19 protein-coding genes are annotated in these 18,055 nt (G+C 67.4%); 6 read left to right on the top strand and 13 right to left on the bottom strand.

The genetic code is table 11. The features are described from left to right. Positions 1 to 248: 248 nt before the first annotated feature. The 4 genes from NTY77_07920 (at position 249) to NTY77_07935 (ending at position 5,817) form a co-directional block, all read left to right on the top strand. Complete coding sequence (locus tag NTY77_07920) at positions 249 to 2,003, top strand: hypothetical protein (protein ID MCX5795403.1); 1,755 nt, start codon at positions 249 to 251, stop codon at positions 2,001 to 2,003. A gap of 95 nt (positions 2,004 to 2,098) precedes the next feature. Then, positions 2,099 to 2,785, top strand: coding sequence for a response regulator transcription factor (locus NTY77_07925; GenBank protein MCX5795404.1), 687 nt, complete (start codon positions 2,099 to 2,101; stop codon positions 2,783 to 2,785). Next, complete coding sequence (locus NTY77_07930) at positions 2,778 to 4,016, top strand: ATP-binding protein (protein ID MCX5795405.1); 1,239 nt, start codon at positions 2,778 to 2,780, stop codon at positions 4,014 to 4,016. Before NTY77_07925 ends, NTY77_07930 begins: the two co-directional genes overlap by 8 nt. Continuing rightward, positions 4,009 to 5,817: a hypothetical protein gene (locus tag NTY77_07935; protein ID MCX5795406.1), complete on the top strand. Its 1,809-nt coding sequence runs from the start codon at positions 4,009 to 4,011 to the stop codon at positions 5,815 to 5,817. Before NTY77_07930 ends, NTY77_07935 begins: the two co-directional genes overlap by 8 nt. On the opposite strand, the gene NTY77_07940 is transcribed toward NTY77_07935, so the two are convergent. From NTY77_07940 to NTY77_07990, 11 genes are all read right to left on the bottom strand, one after another. Next, positions 5,777 to 6,268: a hypothetical protein gene (locus NTY77_07940; GenBank protein ID MCX5795407.1), complete on the bottom strand. Its 492-nt coding sequence runs from the start codon at positions 6,266 to 6,268 to the stop codon at positions 5,777 to 5,779. The genes NTY77_07935 and NTY77_07940 overlap by 41 nt on opposite strands. A gap of 10 nt (positions 6,269 to 6,278) precedes the next feature. Next, on the bottom strand, positions 6,279 to 7,433 hold the full coding sequence (locus NTY77_07945; GenBank protein MCX5795408.1) for a saccharopine dehydrogenase NADP-binding domain-containing protein: 1,155 nt from the start codon (positions 7,431 to 7,433) through the stop codon (positions 6,279 to 6,281). Between the two features lie 15 nt (positions 7,434 to 7,448). Beyond that, positions 7,449 to 8,750 carry a Tol-Pal system beta propeller repeat protein TolB gene (locus NTY77_07950; GenBank protein ID MCX5795409.1) on the bottom strand — a complete coding sequence of 434 codons (1,302 nt, stop codon included), beginning with the start codon at positions 8,748 to 8,750 and terminating at the stop codon, positions 7,449 to 7,451. After that, complete coding sequence (gene bamD, locus NTY77_07955; GenBank protein ID MCX5795410.1) at positions 8,747 to 9,568, bottom strand: outer membrane protein assembly factor BamD; 822 nt, start codon at positions 9,566 to 9,568, stop codon at positions 8,747 to 8,749. The genes NTY77_07950 and bamD overlap by 4 nt, the downstream gene beginning before the upstream one ends. Then, a complete protein-coding gene (locus NTY77_07960; protein ID MCX5795411.1) occupies positions 9,568 to 10,164 on the bottom strand; it encodes an OmpA family protein in 597 nt (198 codons plus the stop codon). The genes bamD and NTY77_07960 overlap by 1 nt, the downstream gene beginning before the upstream one ends. Positions 10,165 to 10,214: 50 nt before the next feature. Beyond that, a complete protein-coding gene (locus NTY77_07965; protein ID MCX5795412.1) occupies positions 10,215 to 10,610 on the bottom strand; it encodes a response regulator in 396 nt (131 codons plus the stop codon). A gap of 82 nt (positions 10,611 to 10,692) precedes the next feature. Next, entirely contained in the window at positions 10,693 to 12,279 is a 1,587-nt protein-coding gene (locus NTY77_07970; GenBank protein ID MCX5795413.1) for a tetratricopeptide repeat protein, read from the bottom strand. Beyond that, the gene (locus NTY77_07975) at positions 12,279 to 13,979 is read right to left on the bottom strand and encodes a hypothetical protein (GenBank protein ID MCX5795414.1); all 1,701 of its coding nucleotides are present in this window, start codon (positions 13,977 to 13,979) and stop codon (positions 12,279 to 12,281) included. The genes NTY77_07970 and NTY77_07975 overlap by 1 nt, the downstream gene beginning before the upstream one ends. After that, on the bottom strand, positions 13,966 to 14,529 hold the full coding sequence (locus NTY77_07980; protein MCX5795415.1) for a DoxX family protein: 564 nt from the start codon (positions 14,527 to 14,529) through the stop codon (positions 13,966 to 13,968). The genes NTY77_07975 and NTY77_07980 overlap by 14 nt, the downstream gene beginning before the upstream one ends. Next, positions 14,526 to 15,200, bottom strand: coding sequence for a thioredoxin domain-containing protein (locus tag NTY77_07985; protein MCX5795416.1), 675 nt, complete (start codon positions 15,198 to 15,200; stop codon positions 14,526 to 14,528). The genes NTY77_07980 and NTY77_07985 overlap by 4 nt, the downstream gene beginning before the upstream one ends. A 56-nt stretch (positions 15,201 to 15,256) precedes the next feature. Then, positions 15,257 to 15,928: a hypothetical protein gene (locus NTY77_07990; protein MCX5795417.1), complete on the bottom strand. Its 672-nt coding sequence runs from the start codon at positions 15,926 to 15,928 to the stop codon at positions 15,257 to 15,259. Between the two features lie 23 nt (positions 15,929 to 15,951). Here NTY77_07990 and NTY77_07995 point away from each other — a divergent pair, with 23 nt between their 5' ends. Together NTY77_07995 and NTY77_08000 are read left to right on the top strand one after the other, a co-directional pair. Next, positions 15,952 to 16,305, top strand: coding sequence for a PAS domain-containing protein (locus tag NTY77_07995; protein MCX5795418.1), 354 nt, complete (start codon positions 15,952 to 15,954; stop codon positions 16,303 to 16,305). Beyond that, the gene (locus NTY77_08000) at positions 16,302 to 16,874 is read left to right on the top strand and encodes an HDIG domain-containing protein (protein ID MCX5795419.1); all 573 of its coding nucleotides are present in this window, start codon (positions 16,302 to 16,304) and stop codon (positions 16,872 to 16,874) included. Before NTY77_07995 ends, NTY77_08000 begins: the two co-directional genes overlap by 4 nt. A 7-nt stretch (positions 16,875 to 16,881) precedes the next feature. Here the strand turns inward: NTY77_08000 and NTY77_08005 are convergent, their stop codons facing one another. Next, entirely contained in the window at positions 16,882 to 17,085 is a 204-nt protein-coding gene (locus tag NTY77_08005) for a hypothetical protein (GenBank protein MCX5795420.1), read from the bottom strand. 96 nt (positions 17,086 to 17,181) lie between these two features. Continuing rightward, positions 17,182 to 18,055, bottom strand: an 874-nt coding sequence (locus NTY77_08010; protein ID MCX5795421.1) for a hypothetical protein, incomplete at its 5' end; no start/stop codon positions are given.

Genomic DNA, 18,055 nt, shown 5'->3' on the forward strand with positions numbered 1-18,055 from the left:
ACCGGCGGGACCCAGGCCGCGGGCTGGACCGTCACCTTCACCCGCAGCGCGGGGGCTCCGACCGCGTACAGCCAATACACGGTCACCTTCAATTCCCTGACCGGGAACTACAGCTCCAGCAACGCCAGCGCCATCAACGACCTGCTGCCGCAGTAGCCGAGGGCGGATGTCGGTCGCAGTCGGCGACGGGATCGCCAGGGGACGCCGGCTCCCCTGGCGATTGCATCGGTGCAGCCGGCCCCTTCCCCATGGATGAAGCCTCGGGCCAGCCACTCCGCGCTTCCTGGCGGAACTCCTTGCCGCGCTTGGAGAGGGTCTGCTTCTGCCTGGCCGTGGCCATGGCGGCGAGCACCTTCTTTGTGCCGGAGATGAACCCCGATCTATTCTGGCACTTGAGCGCCGGGCGCCACATCTTGCAGACTAAGGCCATCCCTCGCGTGGACTTCCTGTCCCATACGATGGGCGGGCAGCCCTGGTGCGATTTCGAGTGGTTGACCCAACTGCTCTACTATCCGGTCTACCTCGTCGGAGGGTATGCCGGGTTCATCGCGCTGCGTGCCGTCCTCTTTTGCGCTCTGTTGGCGATCTTCCTCTCCTTGCTGAGGCTTTTCGGCCTCAGAGATTGGGTCCGGGGCTTGGGCGCTCTATTCATGATGCAGGGGCAGAACATCAGTCTGCGGCCCGACCTCTTCTCCTTGATTTTCTTCGGGGGCGCCTTCTGGGGGTTGGAATCGTTCCGGCAGGGAAGACTGAAGCCTCGAGCGGCGCACCTGGCTTGGGCCGCCCTGGGGTTCTGCCTATGGGCCAATCTTCACCTGGGCTTCGCTTTCGGGCTCCTGCTCATCGGCTTCTACGCGGCCGGGGACCTCATCGAGACCGCGCTGCCGTGGGCTTATGGCCGCGGCTGGCGTCCCTGGGAGCGCGCCCCAGCCTATCTGGGATTGCTGGCTGCCGCGGTCTTGGGCACCCTGTGCAACCCTTATGGATGGAAGGTCTATGTGGTCCTGTTCGAGCATGCGCGCCTGCTGCCCTTCCTGCAGGAATACATCATGGAGTGGCAGCCCGCGGATGTGACCCGATTTGACACCTGGCCCTACTGGCTGCTGGTGGTCTTCTCGTTGTCGGCGGCGCTGGTGCATTTCATCCGGACCCGTCGGACCGCCTACGCGCACCTCCTGGCTCTGGCCTACTTCCTGGTGGTCTCCTCCACCCACGGGAGGCACCGGACCTTCTTCTTCCTGCTGGCGGTCCCGTTGGCGCTGTCCTGGATACGGGAGCTGCGGCCAGGCCGGAAATGGCTGTGGTCCCTGGCTGCCTTCGGCGCTTTGACTGGCGCCGCGACCTGCTTCGATATCGCGAAGTATTATTGGCCCGTGATCCCGCTCTTCAACGGGACCAAGTGGTGTTCCGAGCCGGCCTGGATGATGTGCCGGTTCCTGGCTCAGGAAGACCACCTCAAAGGCAAGAGGCTGCTCAACGTGTGGCATCATGGGGGCTACCTGGGCTGGCGGCTGTACCCTGATTACCGCGTGTTCTATGACGGCCGGTATATCTTCCACGACCTTCTGCTGGAGACCGTCGCCGCCGTGCGCCGGCCCGAGAGCTGGCAGCGCATGCTGGACAGGCATCAGGTGGAGGTCGCCTGCATGCAGCGCAGCTTCCGCTATTTCAACCTGAAGAAGCTGACCGGCGATGCCGGCAAGAGCTTCCTCGGAGGCCAGTCGTATTATCTCACCTACATGCCCAAGGCGGTCTGGGCATTGGTCTACTGGGACGACGACAATCTGGTGCTGGTCCGGCGCCGCAGCGTCGATGCCGGTTGGCTCGCCGGAGCCGAGTACTCGCATCTGCTGCCCGACGTCCAGTTCCTCAGGACGGGCAAGAAGGATATCCCGTTGCTCAAGCTCGAGCTGGCCAGGCATCTGCGCCAGACCCAAGGGCGCGGCCTGGACGACGCCAGCATGCTGAGATGGATGGGGAATGTGCTGGCCAAGAAGTCCTAGGGAGCCCATCACGGGATGACGGACGTCCTCCCCTGCTGGTTGTGCGGGAAGCGTGAATTCATTATAATGGCCAAGCTGGGGCGGACCCAGCCCACATGCCCAAGGTCCTGATCGTCGAGGACGACCCCCTCATCGTGGCCGCGGTCGAGAAGACCCTGACCTTGGGGGACTCCTTCTCGCTCGACCACGTCGCCGTCCCGGACCAGGCCCTGCCCGCTGCGCTCCGTCTGCACCCGGACCTCATCCTGCTCGACATCCGCCTGCCCGGAGGCGACGGCCGCGCGGTGCTCAAGGCGCTCAAAGACAACTCGGCCACCCACGGCATCCCGGTCATCTTCCTGACCGGGATGGCCGGCGAGGGAGACAAAGTCGTGGGCCTCAATCTCGGCGCGGATGATTACGTGGTCAAGCCCTTCGGCGCCATGGAGCTCTTGGCGCGCATCCAGAGCGTGCTCAGGCGCTGCCGGCCTGAGGTCCGCCATGGGCTGATCGCCGTCTCCGGGGTGCGGCTGGACTGGGACAACCGCAGCGTCTCCGTTGACGGCCGGCCTGTGCGCCTGCAGCCCAAGGAGTTCGAGGTGCTCTACCTGCTGGCCGCCAAGCGCGGGCGGGCCTTGAGCCGCAGCTACCTCATCGAGAACACCTCGTCCTACGGGACGGAGGTGGCCACCCGGAGCCTGGACACGCACATCAAGAACATCCGCAGGAAGCTCGGCAAGCGGGGGCTCTTGATCGAGACCGTGCCCAAGTTCGGCTATCGTTTCCAGGCCGCCCATGGCTGAAGTCGGCACGGGGCGGCGCGCCGTCTATTTCGCCTTCCAGGGCCTGTTCATGGCCGTGCTGCTGCTCATCTTCCTCTACCAAGAGACCAGCCTGGCCGAATGGGAGGGCCGGTTCCTGTTCTTGGTGGCGGCGGGCGGGGCGGCGATGGTCTTCCTACAAGCGGCGCCGGAGAAGGTCCTGGGGAGCTGGTACTTCGAGGTGGGCCTGTTCATGGGCGACGCGGCCCTCGCCTCCCTCATCCTGCATTGGACGCAGCACGGATCGGACCTCTATCTCATCTACTTCATCATCATCTTCGGCACCGCCCTCCTGCGCAACCTGACCCAGAGCCTGATCGTGGCGGTGGTGACCTCGGGCCTGTACCTGGTCTCGGCCTGGCATCCCCGGGAGGGGCTGCCCCATACGGCCAGCTTCTGGCTGCGCGTCAATTTCTTGTGGGTGTCGTCCGCCCTGCTGGCCATCCTGTCCCGGGACAGCCGGCAGGTCCAGGGAGACCTCGAGCGCAGGCACCAGGACCGCCTGGTCCAGTACGGGAGGCTGGCCGCCCTGGGCCGGCTTGCCGCGGAGGTGGCGCATCGCATCAAGGGGCCGCTGACCACCATCATGGTCAACGCGGAGGTCCTTGCCCAGAGCGACCGCCGCACGCCGCAGGAACTCACCGAGCTCAACCAGATCCGCGACGAGGTGGATCACTGCCGGGTGATCCTCAAAGGCCTCCTGGACCTGGGGCGCATCGAGGAGATGGACCGCGCGCGTTTCGACCTGCGCGAGCCCCTGCGGCGAGCGCTCGATGCGCTGACCCCGCGCCTGCAGAACCGCCGGGTCCGCCTGGTCGTCTCTTTGGGGGAGCCCCTGCCCGTGCTGGGCGACGCCGTGCTGATGGAGGAGGCGCTCCTCGTGGTGCTCCACAACGCCGCCGACTCGGTCCGCACCGGCGGCCGCATCGGCGTGACGGCGCGGGCCGCGCCCGGGAAGTTCAGCTGGCGCGAGCTGCCCTGGAAGCCGGGCCTCTGCGAGGTGATCGTCGAAGACGACGGCCGGGGCATCCGGCCGGATGAGCAGGAGCGCATCTTCGAGCCTTTCTTCACCACCAAGGGCAAAGAGGGCAGCGGGCTGGGCCTGTCGGCCGCCCTGCGCGTGCTGCAGAAGCACGGCGGGTCCATCGTAGCCTACAGCGACGGGCCCGGCCGGGGCGCCCGGTTCACCGTGACCATGCCCCGCCGTGGCTGACCGGCCGGCCCCGCGCAGCCTCCCTGCCGCCTATTGGGCGCCCGGGATGACGGTCTTGGCGGCCGCCCTGCTCAACCTGCTGTGCTACGGCTACAGCTTCGGGACCGATCCCCACGTCGTCTTGATCCTGCCGCTCATCCGCAAGCTCAAAGAGGCCGGCCTCTACCCGAACGACCCCTATGTCGAGGCCTTGCGCTCCTTCCCCAGCCTCTATCCCCGACTCATGGCCTGCCTGTCCCGCTTCGTCGATCTCGAGCGCCTGCATCTGCTCCTCTACATCCCCGTGCGGCTGCTTTGGTTCGGCGTCGTCTATCGGACGGCCGGGGCGATGTTCGCCCAGCGCCGGACCGCCGTCCTGGCTTGCCTGCTGGCCGCCGTAAGCCCTTTGACGAACGTGCTCACGCCCCTGGGCGAGGAGCCCATGATCAAGAGCAGCCTCTACCACACCACGCTGGCCGCGCCGTTCCTGCTGCTGTCGCTCGCCTGGTTCCTGGAGGAGAGGTTCGCGCTGGCCCTCGGGCTCCTGGCCGCGGTCTGCGCCCTCAACGGCATGTTGGCGGGCCACGTCGCCCTCATGTTCCTGGCGGCGACCCTCTGCGCCGCTCCGAGCCGGAAGCTCCTGCGAGGCTGGCTGGCCTTCGCCTTGATGGCGCTGCCCTGGTTCTGGTGGCAGAGCGCGCACCGGCCCCCCGGAGGCTGGGGCGGCCGGCAGACGGTGGAGATCCTCAGGCTATGGTATCCCGGCCACTATTTCCCGAGCCTTTGGCCTGCGGCGAAATGGTGCGACATCCTGACCAAGATCCCTTTGCTGCTGTACCTCATCTGGTCCACGCTGCCTCGTTGCCTGCCGGCCCGGAGCATCCGCGCCTTCCTCGCGGCCATGGGGGTGATGGCGCTGGCGGCATGGGTCTTCGGTGAAGTCCGGCCCGTGCCGGTGGTGGTGCTGGCCCAACTGTTCCGCGGCGACGCGGTCTTCTGCGTCCTCGGGCTGATCTGCGCCGCCGAGTACATCCTGGCCGCCCTGGAAGATCCGGGGCTGGGCCCCTTGGCGATCAGCGCTCTGGCGGTCGCCTGCCTCGCGCGAGTGGGCCCGTCGCCCTATCCCCTGTGCGTCCTGCTGCTCATGATCATCGAGCGGCACCGCCCGGGCTGGCTGCGCTTCGGCGCCGCGGCGGGACTCCTCTGCTGTCTGGGGAACATCCTCCTCTTCCCGGTCCAACTCTGGTGGAACCTTTCCCAGGGGCTGCTCTTCGCGCTCATCATGGCTCCGGGAACGGTGCCCGAGGCTCCAGCCGGCCCGCCGGCCCGCAGAGCCTTGGCCGCCTTGCTCCTGGGCCTGCTGCCCATGGCGCCCTGGCTGGGCCATAGGCTCCGCATAGGCGGCGGTCCTGACGCCGGCAGCGCCCTGGATGCCGATTGGCGGCTGGCCCAGGAGTGGGCGAGGGCCGAAACCCCGGCCGACGCCGTCTTCTTCGTGCCCGGGGCTTCCCAGGGCTTCCGCGTATTCTCCCGGCGCTCTCCCGTGGCCGAATGGACTGACGCGGGCGCCGTGCACTGGGCGCCGGCTTTCGGGCCGGAGTGGCTCAGGCGCATCGGCGATTCGCTCCGGGTCGAGTCCCTGCCTCCCGGCGCGGAGCTCTCGCGCCTGGCGCAGCGATATCGCGCCGGCTATCTCGTGGCTCCGTCTGAGCGCCCGTTCCCCGGTCCGGCCCTCTACTCCAATCCGGGGTTCTCGGTCTACCGGATATCGAGCCTTGGGGTTACTGGGCCAGAACGGTCAAGACGCGCAGCGTCTCCGTGACGACCTCGTCCGCGCTGGTGAAGGCCTTCTGCTTCCGGTCGGCGGGCTTGAGCGCGGCCGTCAGGACGGAGTCCCCGGTCTCGGTGTCGACTAGGCTGATGGAGGCCGCGCTCCAGTCGGGGTTCATTCTGCCCATGATGATCGCATCGGCGGAGGCCTTGCCCCGGAGGAGCTCCAGGGCCTCGATGGTCATGCCGAAGTCCCGGTCCGGCTTGTACTCCCTGATGATGTCCGCGACCGCCTTGAGGTCCGCGCCGCCGTGCCCGATGCGCTTGAGGCCCCCGGCGATGCCCTCGGTGATGCTGCGCCCCTGGCCGCGGCCGTCGATGAAGGGCGCCACGCCGACGCGCCGGTAGCGCGAGAAGTCGAAGCCCGTATCGTGTTCGACGCGGGTGCCCGGATGGGCGCAGCCCAGGCAGACGGCGGCCAGCAGAAATCCCCAGATGCGCATGATCGCTCCTTTAATCGAGGAAGCGCAGCTTCCAGTTCAAGTCGAAGCCGCGGCGGCGGGCCTCCCGGATGAACTCGCCGGCGGGAACTCCGGTCTCGACCGGATAGGCGCCGGGCGGGATGCGCCGCGCGGCCGCCATCTGCGCCACGATCGACGCCGGGAAGCCCGTGGTCCTCATCATGGCGGTCATCCCGGTCTTCTCGTCATAGCGGTCGAGCATGAAGTAGACGACCTCGGCGCGCTTGCCGTCCTTGCGGCCCCGCACCGTGACGTGGATGACCACCAGGTCCTTGTCCCCGGGCCGGTCGAAGTGCTCGCGGAAGAGCTTGGCGCTCATCTCGCGCGGAGGGAGCCGGAGCTTGCCGAAGGTGCGGGGCGTCTGGTCGAAGAATCCCATGGCGCGCATGGCGGTGATGACCGCGATGTGCCCGGGATAGCGGATGAGCTTGTTGTCCATGGTCTTGACCTTGCCGGCATAGGTCCAGGCCATGGTGGAGAGGCCCCCGGCCGCGTGCGCGGCCTCGCAGCGGCCCAGGGGGGCGGGCAGGTCGATGGTCTCGACCTCGGAGAGGCCGCCGACCTCGACGCGCTTGCCGTTGCGCAGGGCCGTGGCGTTCTCCACGTACTCGTTGATGAGGCCGTGCTCCGAGAAAGTGAGCATGTAGTCCATGGGCGGCACCGGCTTCTGGGGCAGGCCGCCGTCGCGGATGAGGACTTCGTCGCTCTGGTCGAGCTGCTCCATCCCGTGCACCGCGATGGTGGAGATCATGCCCGGCCCGAGGCCGTTGTCGGGCAGGACGCAGATGCCGGCCTTCTTGGCCTGCGCGTGCAGGGCCAGCTCTTGGCGCACGATCCCGGTGTTGCCGCCCAGGTCCACGTAATTGACCTTGGCCGCGACCGCGGCCTTGGCCAGGGGCAGGTTGAAGAAATAGGGCACGGCGCTGACTAGGGCGTCGCGGCCGCGAGCGAGGCTTTTCACGCGAGCGGTGTCGCCAGCGTCGGCCCGCGCGGTCTTGACCTTGGGCGACTTGAGGAAGGCCTTGGTCTTGGCCAGCATCTTCGCTGAGCTGTCGGCCAGCAGGATCTCCGTCACCGCCGGATTCTTGAGCATGTCGAAGGCGCAAGCCCGGCCCTGCATCCCGGCTCCCAGTATCATGAATCTCATGGCGTTCTCCTTGGACTAGTCGGACCAGGTCGGGGTGGTGGTGTTGCCCGGGATGTCGGCGAGGCGGTGGGGCGCGGAGCCGTCCGCGTCCATGACGAAGAGCTCGCCGCGACCGCTGCGCGTGCTGGTGAAGGCGAGGAAGCGGCCGTCCGGGGACCAGCTGGGGTTCTCGCTGGCGCCCTCGCCGTGCGTGAGCTGGCGGATCTGGTTGCCCGTGATGTCCACCAGGAAGATGTCCATCTTGTCCTTGTTGTGGGCGCGGCCCGCGAAGGCGATCCATTCCCCGGTCGGGGACCACGCGGGCGAGTCGCACCAGTTGAGGTTGGTGAGGCGCTTGACCCGCTGGGTGGTCATGTCGAGGATATGGATCTGGGGGTTGCCGGAGCGGTCGGAGACGAAGGCCACCTGCGCGGCGTCCGGCGAGAAGGTCGGGGAGCTGTCCGCGCCGAAATGCTGGGTGAGCCGGGTGACCGAGCCGTCGGAGATGTTCTTGAGATGGAGGTTGGGGCTCTTCTGCCGGGAGAGGGTCATGAGCAGCTGCGTCCCGTCCGGAGAGAAGCCGCCGGCGATGTTGAGGCCCTGGTCAGCGGAAAGGACTGCGACCTTGCCGGTGGCCAGGTCCATACGGAAGAGGTCGGGGTTGCCGTCCTTGTAGCTGGTGAAGACCAAAGACTTGCGGTCGGGCGCGAAGCGCGGCAGCAGGGAGATGGAGCCGTAGGCCGTGAGCTTGCGGCGGGTGGCCCCATCATAGTCCATCACGGAGATCTCCTTGTGGCCGGTGGAGTCGTTGGCGAAGGCGATCATGGTGTGCGCGACGCCGTTCTTCCCGGTCAGATGCAGGACCAGATCGTCGGCCAGACGATGGGCCAGCGAGCGGGGGAAGGCCGCTTCCTGACGGTAGTAGCGCTCGAACAGGGTCTCGCCGGAGCCGACGTCCACCAGCTGGGCGGACAGGGACAGCTTGGCGGCGGAGCCGACCTTGGCCACGAGCAGGCAGCCGGCCAGGCGCGCCTTCCACTGGGGCGCGATGTCCTTGAGGTTGGCGCCATCGAAATGCGGGCCCTCCTCGAGGATGGTGAAGGACCGCGAGAAGAGCAGGTCGTCGCGCACCACGTCGCGCAGCTGCTTGGCAGATAGCGCGTCCGCGCCCCGCTGGGGGTCCTCGGCGACGAATGGCGGCAGAGCCAGGACGATGGCGCGCGTCCCGCCCGCGCGGCCGGCCAGGCTGATGTGGACCTCCGGCGCCTCCGGCGCGGCCTGCGCCGAAGGCGCAGGTGCCAACGCGGCCAGGGCCAGGCTCAGGCCCAGCGCGGTCACGGCGCCGGGTCCTCGGCCTTTTTCGCGCTTGCGGCCGCGAGCTTCTTGAGCTGGTGCTCCGCCGCCTTGGCTTCGGGGCTGGAGGGGAAGTCCGCCACCACGGATTCCAGGTACTGCCGGGCCTCGGGCGTGTCCTTGCGCAGATTGATGAGGCAGAGGGCGTACTTGATCCGGGCGGAGGCGGTCAGCACGCTCTTGGGGTACTTCTCGAGGTAGATGCCGAATTGGCGGCCGGCGGCTTTCCACTTCTTGAGGCCGTAGTAGGCCTCGCCCAGGTCGTAGGTGGCCACGTCCGCCAGCGCGCCTTTCGGGAAGCTGCTGATGTACTGCTCGAAGCCCTTGGCGGCCAAGTCGTAGGATTTCTTGTTCAGGCGCACTTCGGCGGCCTGGAAGAGCTCCGAGGGCGCGGTCTGCTGGAGCTGGCTGGTCAGAGCCGCCTGCGACTGGGCCAAGGACGCCTTCTGCTCGTCGATGCTCTTGGCCTGGACCGTGGTCAGGGTGGTCCCGATGGCGGCGACCTTGTTGCCGATGGTGGCGGCGAGGTCGTCGATCTTGGAGGACAGCTCGCTCATCTGCCCCTCGGAGTGGCGTACGGTCTCGTTGAAAGCGGTGAGCCCTTCCTGCAGGCGCTGCATCTGCACGCTGAGGTCCGCCTGGTTGCTCTGCATCGAGGAGATCGTGTTCTTGAGATCCGCCACCTGGTGCTTGAGCTCGTCGGTCTGGTTCTCCAGGTCCAGCACGTCCCTCTGCGTGGCGACGCAGCCGCCCAGTCCCGCGGCCGAGGCCAGGAGCAGTCCGAGGGGGAGTATCCTCCTCATCATTGGGCGCTGTCGGTTCCGGGGGCCGGGGCGGAGGCCGGAACGGGCGCCGGAGCCCGGGAGCGCACCCCCGTCTCCGCCCGGCGGTTCTGGGCCCAGCAGTCTTCGGTGGACTCGGAGCAGGTCGGGGATTCCTTGCCGTAGCTGATGGTGCCCAAGGACGCGCCCGGGACCCCGAGCCGGATGTAGTACTCGCGCACCGTCTTGGCGCGCTTCTGGCCCAGAGCCAGGTTGTACTCCACCGTGCCGCGCTCGTCGCAGTATCCGGCGATGCGGACGTCGAGCTCGTCGCGCGCCTTCAGGTATTCGGCGTTCTTCTTGAGGGCGGCCAGAGCCGCATCGCCGAGGCCTGAGCTGTCGTAGTCAAAATGGATGGTCTCCAACTCCGGGACCGCTGTGAACTCCGAGCCGCGCAGGCTCGCTTCGGTGACCTCGACCCCGGGCACATACGGCTTGGCGCTCTCCGAGCCGGCCTGGCCCTTGTCCTCGCCGGCCTGGCGTTTGAGCCGGCTGTTGCCGGACGCGCAGCCGGACAGCGTCAAGACGCAGGCCAGGACCGCCGTCAGGCCAGCCGCTCCACCAATTTTCATTGCCATGGATTCTCCCTGCGGATACAGGGCTATCTTAGCAAAAAATGGCGGCCGGGTCAGGGCTTTCCGGACTGCGGCGGGGAGGCCGGAGCCAGCAGTTCGCGCACGGCGGCCCGGAAATCCTGCAGATGCACCGGCTTGGCGAGGAAGCTGGCTCCGTCCGGGTCGGCGATCTCCTTGAGGATATCCTCTCCGGTGGCCTCGCCGCTCATGAACAGGATCGGGGTGAGGTGCGTGGCCTGGTTGCGGCGCAGGGATTCGAAGAGGTGCGCCCCGGTCATCCCCGGCATGTGATAGTCCAGGATGATGAGGTCGGGCTTAAGCGCCCGGGCCTTCTGCATGCCCTCCACGGCTTCTCCGGCGGTCTCCACGCCGTGGCCCTCGCGCGTCAGGATGTCGGAGAGCAGTTCCACGATCGAATAATCGTCGTCGATGATCAGTATCTTGGCCATGGCGCAGGCGCGGCCGGGCATTGCGGAAGCGCGAGAATTATACCCTATGCGCGAGCGCGAAGGAAAGCCCGTTGATCACCCATCAGGGCCGGGCCTTTCCGCCGAGCCGGGCTTGGACCTGCGCCAGGTTTTCCCGCGCCTCCGCCAGATCCGGATCGGCCTGCGCGGCCGCCGCGAACTCAACGGCGGCGCCGGCCAGTGCGCCTTGCGCGGCCAACAGCATCCCCAGATTGTTGTGCGCCTTGGCGTAGCGCGGGGACAGCTCCAGGGCGCGGCGCAGCTGCGCGGCCGCCTGCGCCAGGTCTCCTTGCGCGGCCAAGGCGACTCCCAGATTGTTGTGCGCCTCCGCAAAAGCGGGATCGAGCTCCAGAGCGCGGCGGAACTGGGTGATGGACTGCGCGGTCTTGCCTTGCTCATAGAACGCCAAGCCGAGATAGCGGAGGGCGACGGGATCATCCGAGTTTACGGAGAGCGCGTGCTCCCAGAGCACGACGCTGTTGCGCCAGAAGCGCAGCTGCAGGCCAGCCGCGATCATGAAGGCCGGGAGCAAGACGACAGCCGCCAGACTCGCGGCGCCCACGCCGCGCCCGGCAGTCCCCGGAGGGATGGCCCATGCCGCCATGATGGCCAGTCCGATGAGGGGAATATAGGCATAATGGTCGGCCATGGCGCGGTCGCCCACCTGGAGCAGGCCGACCATCGGGGCCAGCGTGATCAAGAACCATAGCCAGCCCGCAAGCCAAGCCGGCTGCCTTGACCGCAGGCGGACCGCAGCCAGGCTTATGACGGCGAGCAGAAGCAGCGCGCCGAGGACGGCCTTGAGGCTGAGAGAGTCGAGGTAATACGGATAGTGCACCGACAGAGCGCTGGGCCAGACGGCCTTGCGCAGATAGAGCGTGCCGGAGACGAGGACGTTGGACACCCTCAAATGGAGCGGCAGCTCTCCCAGGCGCGCCAGGCGAGCGTGATGAAGGGCCGCGAGACCGGCGGCGGCCGCCACGCCGAAGAGGGGTAATTTTTCCACGAACAACGGCCGCCAGCCTCTGCGGAAACGGCCCAACGGCCAGTAGTCCAGCAGCAGCAACAGGCAGGGCAAGGTGACCGCCACCGCCTTGGCGAGTATGGCGGCGACGAAAGAGAGGAGGACCGCCGCGTAGCGGCTCCTGGTGGGCCTCTCCGCGTAAAGGCCGTAGCGCCAGAGCGCGATCAGGATGAAGCAGGAGCTGAGAAGGTTCTTGCGTTCGGCGACCCAGGCCACCGATTCGACCTGCAGGGGATGGACCGCGAAGATCGCCGCCACGAAGGCGCTGCGCCAAGCGTCGCGAGTCATGCGGCGCAGGGCCATGAACAGCAGCACGGCGTTGGCCGCGTGGATCAGGAGATTCATGAGATGGTGGCCCCAGGGCTGGAGACCGAAGAGTTGCACGTCGAGCGCATGGGAGATGAAGGTCAGCGGATACCAATTGTCCGCCTCCACGGCTCGGAACGCCCAGCCGACCAAGGACAGGCTCAAGCCGCCGCGGACATGGGCATTGCCCGTCACATAATACCAGTCGTCGAGATTGACGAAATCATGGGTCAACGCCGGCCAGAAGACCCCGAATGTCATGGCGATCAGAAGCAGGCCGAATATCCAGGAGCGCGGCGTCTCGGCGGCAGGTTTGATCATCAAGGCCTCTGCTGCTGCCCCCTGGCCGCGCGGCGGTAGAGGTAGAGCCGTTCCGTGCGCCCGGAAAGAGGAGAGAAGTACTTCTCCACAGCCAGCAGCTCATGCGGCGGACGGGGCGGCGCCTTGAAGGTGACGACCGCCTTCGGCTCGCTGAGACAAGCGAGCGCCCGGATATCGCTGGGGTCAAGCCAGGCTGCAGTCTGGCGTCGGCTGAGGTCGGCCGAGACAGCGGCCTCGTTGCGAGCCCAGCACCAATCGATGTCGGCATGGACCGCGCTGGCCGGCAACCCTGCGGCCACCGCTCCTTCTCCCAGCCTCCAAGCCGCCGCCGTGGCGCGCAGATAGTCGGACGTCCCGGCCCAGGAGAACCAGGCCAGGAGCGCGGTCCCGATGCCCAGGGCGGTCTGCGCGCGGGCGCGGCCGCTGGCAGCCGCCTGGGCGCACAGCAAAAGCGCGGGGACCAAGACCAGGATGTAGCGGTCGAAGAAATAGGCACCGAGCAAGGTCGCGGCGAACTGCGGCACGAAGGTCAGAGTCGCCAGCGCCCCTGCCCCCGATACCGGACCTTCAGTGAGGGCGAGCCCCAGAGTCGCAAGCGAGAGCCAGGAGAGGCCGCTGAGGGTCTTCCAGAACCAGCCGCCCTGGAGGAAGAAGGGCGGGCGGAAGTCCATGCCGTTGATGTTGAAGCACCCCAGGCCCCAACGGCTGATGTAGGCGCACTCATGGAAGAGATTCTGGGCCAGGAGTCCTTCTTTCGGGAGCGGGTAATAGGGCAGCCAGCCGCCGGAAAGCAGGAAAAGGGCCATGGCCGCGGCGAAGGCCGCAGCCGGATACCAGCGCCGAGCCGGCAGGCGCCGTAGTCTTTCCAGAGGACGGTCGCACCAGAAAGCCGCGGCCAATGGGATGCTGAAAAGGCCGCAATAGACGAGGGTGGCGGCCAGGCGCTGGGAAAGCAGCGTCGCGTAGCCGGCCAGGCTCAACCGGGTCTCCCAGAGCCAAGGATGGTGGTTGCCGGTCGGGCCGTGCACGAGGCTCAGCCAGGCTTGATAGCCGGCCACGGCGGCCAGCGGGACGAGCCACACGGCAATTAGGCTGCGCCGGTCCCGGGAGAGTCTGCGCCAATAGCAGACGCTGAGGCCTGCCGGGATGGAGAGGGCGGTCTGGCGGATGCCGTAAGCCAGGGCCGCGAAAAGGGCGCCGGCGACCAGCCAGCGCCGGTCGCAGCTGTCGCCGCGGAAAGCCCGGCGGCTCAAGGCCAATGCGACGAGGCCCAGCGAGAGGGCAGGGGCATCGGTCATAAAGCTGGGGCAGAGGACGAAGAAAAGGGGATTGAAAGCGAAGAGCAGGGCCGCCGGGAGGGCGGAGCCCGGGTCCCCCTGCGGCCGTTCCTGCCGCAAGAGGTCGTGGAACGCCAGCACGCCGAGCCAGCCCAAGACGAGGGTCGAGAGGCGCAGGGGGCCGTAGCCGGGGCCGAACAGCGCGCGGAAGAGCGCGCCCCACCAGGCCTGGACGACGAGGTTGGCCGGGGCCCATACGGGGAGCCGGAGGCCGCCCTCGAAGATGGAGCGGACGGCCGAGGCGTAGGCCCAGTCGTCGTTGAGGGCGACGTCCTGGAAAGGCGGCAGGAGCAGGACGGCCAGCCAGTAGACGAAGGTCAGGACCGACGGGTCGCGCCAGGACGGCCCCTTAATCTCGCGCACGGCACCAATTGTCGAGGCTCAGCCGCTGGGCGCCCTGGCGGAAGGCCTGGACGGCGCACGCGGCCCAGAGCCCGTTTAGGGCCAGCTCCTGGGACGGGGTGGGATGGAAGCCGAAGCCGAAGCAGCCGCAGTTGGGCAGGCGGATGCCCTTGAGCTTCGTGTAGAGGATGGCGGTGGCGAAGGCGATGACCATGCCGCCGATGGCCGCGGCGGCGGCTCGGGTCAGGAACCCGAAGAGAAGGGCGAAGCCGAAGACGACCTCGAGCCAGGGCAGGAAGGCGGCTATGATGAGGATAAAGTCACGTGAGGTCACCAGACCGTAGTTCTCGATGACCAAAGCGAACTCCTCGATCGGCGCAGCGGCCTTGAGCGTGCCGGAGATGATGAAGACCAAGGCGAGGAGGATGCGGGCCGCTAAGCCGAACCACGGGTCACACAGCGCCGGCCACCCCACGGAACCGGCGTCCCCCTTATAGGGGGACGCCGGTTGCGAGGCGCCGAAGGCGCCTCGCTCGCTGTTGGCGGGACGTCCGCAGGGCGTCCCGCTCACTTCTTTTTTAGGAGCTTGTCTATCCATGGGACGCCGCCCTCCGAGAGCTGCCGTGCGCCGGAGAAGCGCTTTCCGTTGATGAAGAATGTGGGGGTGGAGAGGACCCAGTGGTCGTCGCCGTCCTTCCGGTCGGCTTCGATGAAAGTGGAGACCGTGGGGTCCTTGAGACAGGCTGAAAACGCCGTCATGTCCAAGCCGAGACTGCGCGCGTAGGGGATGAAGTCCTGGGGCGAGCCGGGCGGCGGCGCCTTGGTCTGCGCTTCTTTCGGGGCCGGCGGGGCCCAATCCGCCTGCTTGTCGTAGAGAAGATCATGGAGGTCCCAGAAACGTCCCTGCCGGCCCGCGCATTCGGCGGCCACGGCCGCGGGCCAAGCCGAGAGGTGTTGTTGCAGAGGATAATGCTTGAAGACGAGCCGCGCTTGCTGGCCGTAGATGGACAGCAGGTTCTTCAGAGGCTCGACCGCAAAGCGGCATGCCGGGCACTGCAGATCCGAGAACTCGACGATGACGATGGGGGCCTTGGCCTCTCCCTTCTGCCGATACAAGGGCGCGCCGGGGGCGTAGGGATTCTGGCTCTGGTGGCCGCGCACCGCCTTGACCGAGGCCGCCGACGCCAGCAATACGGCCGAGGCGGCCCAGAGATGGCGGGCGAAAGCGGTGCGCGGGAGCATGGGATCTTCTATTCCGATAATGAAAGCCGGACGGATTTTAGCAAATATGACGGACTTCAGAAAAACGCCAGGAACCGGTCCTCGTATTCCTCGAAAAGGCCGTATTCGCGGAGCTTGCGGCCCAAGAGCTCGACTGCGCCGCGGTCCTGCCGGGCTGCGGCGAAGAGCTGCTCGACCTCCCGGCGCCGGCGGTCAGCCGACAGGCCTTCGGGGTCGAAGAGGCCGCGGCGCTCCAAGTCGCGCACCTGGACCGGGAAGGAGCGGGCCGCATGGTCCAAGGTGAACTTCATGAGGGCCAGGCCCCAGGCCGCGTCAGGGCAGCCGATGACCGCCTCGTCGCCGGCTTCCCGCCGGTCCAGATCAGTGATGATGCGGCCGGCCACGGCCTGCGGTTCGCCGGCCAGAACGCGGGTCCGGAGGTCCTGGTTCTTGAAATTGTACTCCAGGGCGCGCAGCAGGTCCCGATAGGCCGGGGTGAGCCATTGCGCGAACTCCTTGGCCTGGCGGCCGAAGCCCTGGAAGCGCTCCGCGAAGGCGTCGGGCGTGATGATCTTAGGCTTGTCGGAGAGGACCGTGCCCCGGCGCAGGCGGGTCCGGTCCTTGAGGTCCTCGACCGGGGACACCAGGTGGTAGGTCAGGCGCGTGGCCCCGAAGGTCGCCAGCGTGTGGGCCGGGGCGCGCAGGACCTTGACTTCGCCCACGAGCTTGCGGAAGGCTTCGGCGTCCATCTCCTTTAGTATATAATTAAAAGGTGAGAGACGATGATTGGACCGAGGAGTTCCCGGCCGCCATCACGGTCTGCGACGAGCAGGGCGTGATCCTGTCCATGAACCGGGCCGCCGGCGAGGTCTTGCGAAAGAACGGAGGCCGCGCCTTGGTCGGCAAGAGCCTGCTCGACTGCCACCCCGAGCCGGCGCGGTCTTTGCTGGTCGACATGCTCAAGAGCCCCCGCGCGAACACCTACACCGTGGAGAAGGGGGCGGTCAGGAAACTCATCCACCAGGCGCCCTGGTATCGGGCGGGCCGCTGCGCCGGTTTCGTGGAGCTCTCCATCGTCCTGCCCGAGCCGATGGCGCACCGCGTGCGCAAGGAGCCTGAACAATGAGCGTCACAGCCGGAATCACCCGGGCCGAAGCCTGGGACCTTCTGCAGGAGCACGTGAAGAACCCCAACATGCTCAAGCATTGCCTGGCCTCCGAGGCGGTGATGCGCGCCGCGGCCAGACGACTGGGGCAGGACGAGGAGGCCTGGGGGCTGGCGGGCCTGCTGCACGACCTCGACGTGGAGCTGACCGGCGGGGACCTCAAGGTCCACGGCCTGAGGGCCGTGGAGATGCTCACCGCCCGCGGCGTGGCCCCGGAGATCGTGGACGCCATCAAGATGCACAACGAGAACGCCCACGGCCAGAAGCGCAGCACGGTCTTCCAGAAGGCGCTGGCCGCCAGCGAGACCATCACGGGCCTGGTGACGGCCACCACCTTGGTCTATCCGGACCAGAAGCTCGCCAGCGTCAGGCCCTCGTCGGTGGTCAAGCGCATGAAGGAGAAGTCCTTCGCCGCGTCGGTGGACCGCGACATCATCCGCGAATGCGAGGCGGTGGGCATCCCCCTGCCCGAGTTCGCCGAACTCGCGGTGGCCGCTATGCGCGCCATCGCCGTGGACCTGGGGCTCTAGACCTCGGTTAGTTGAGGAACTGGCCGGCCTCGGCGAGCATGATCTCGGCGCGGGTGATAGCGCGGTATATCGCCGGCGTCCCGGCGCGCACGGCATAGGCCGGCGCGAGGTTCATTCGGTCGATCTGCCGCGAATCCCAGGCCTGCAGCAGGCACAGCCCGCCGAAAAGCGCGGCGGCCATCGGCCAAATCGGAAAGAATCCCCTGGGCATACTCGATCTCCTCAAGGACAGGATAGCCGAGGCGCGTTGCACGGCTGTTACAGGAGATTAAAAACGCGGTAAAGAGCCGTCCCGGGCAAGCCGCGGCTAGGCGCTGGTCCCGTCGTGCCGGTGGTCCCCGCCGTCCTTGTAGCCCAGCTTCTCGACCATCGACTGGATGGCCTTGGGGTCGCCCTGGGTGGCCTGCAGCTCGGCGAGGTGGTCGAGGTAGCTCAGGCCCATGGCTCCCAGCCGGCTGGGGCGCTCGCGCTGCGCGGCCATGAAAGCGGCGCGCAGGTAGCAGATGCGCTCGTCATAGGGGTCGGCGACCTTGAGCCACTGGTACTGGGTCGTGAAAGCCGAGACCTCGCCGGCGACGACGTCCGTGCCGTTGAGCTTGCCCGCCTGCTGGTCGCGGGCGTGAGCGGACTCGTGGATGAGCGTGGCGAAGGCGATGGCGTCCCCGACCTTGGTGGCGAGGAAGGAGAGGAGTTCGTTGAGCTTGATGGTCCCCAGCTCGGCCTTGTTGAGCCAGTAGTTGTAGACCCCCATCTCGTGGTCGGCGAGCTCGCCCTTGCGGTCGAAGTCCGCGCGGCCGTTCTGCTGCATGCCGCGGGCGTAGCTCATGGCCTCGGCCATGGGCTTGGGGATCTCCTTGTCGTAGAAAGCGAGGCGTTGTTCCGCGCTGGCGACCAGGCGCTTGACGTCGGCCGGGGCGGCCGGCGGCGTGGGCTCGCGGTCCCAGCCGCGCAGGTTGACGTGAACCACGATCTTCGAACTGGGTATGCGGCCGAAGAAGTCCTGGGCCAGCCGGTAGATGGTGCCGTCCGTGGCGGCGTGATCGGCCACGGCATCCTTGAGCTGGGAGACCTCCTGGTGCATCTCGTCGGCATGGGAGGCGTCGATGGCGACCGTGGCGGCGGACAGGGGGGAGGCCGCGAGCAGCAGCGCCGTCCACAGGATCGCTCGTGACTTCATATGG

It is taken from the genome of Elusimicrobiota bacterium (genome assembly GCA_026388095.1).
GTDB lineage: Bacteria > Elusimicrobiota > Elusimicrobia > UBA1565 > UBA9628 > UBA9628.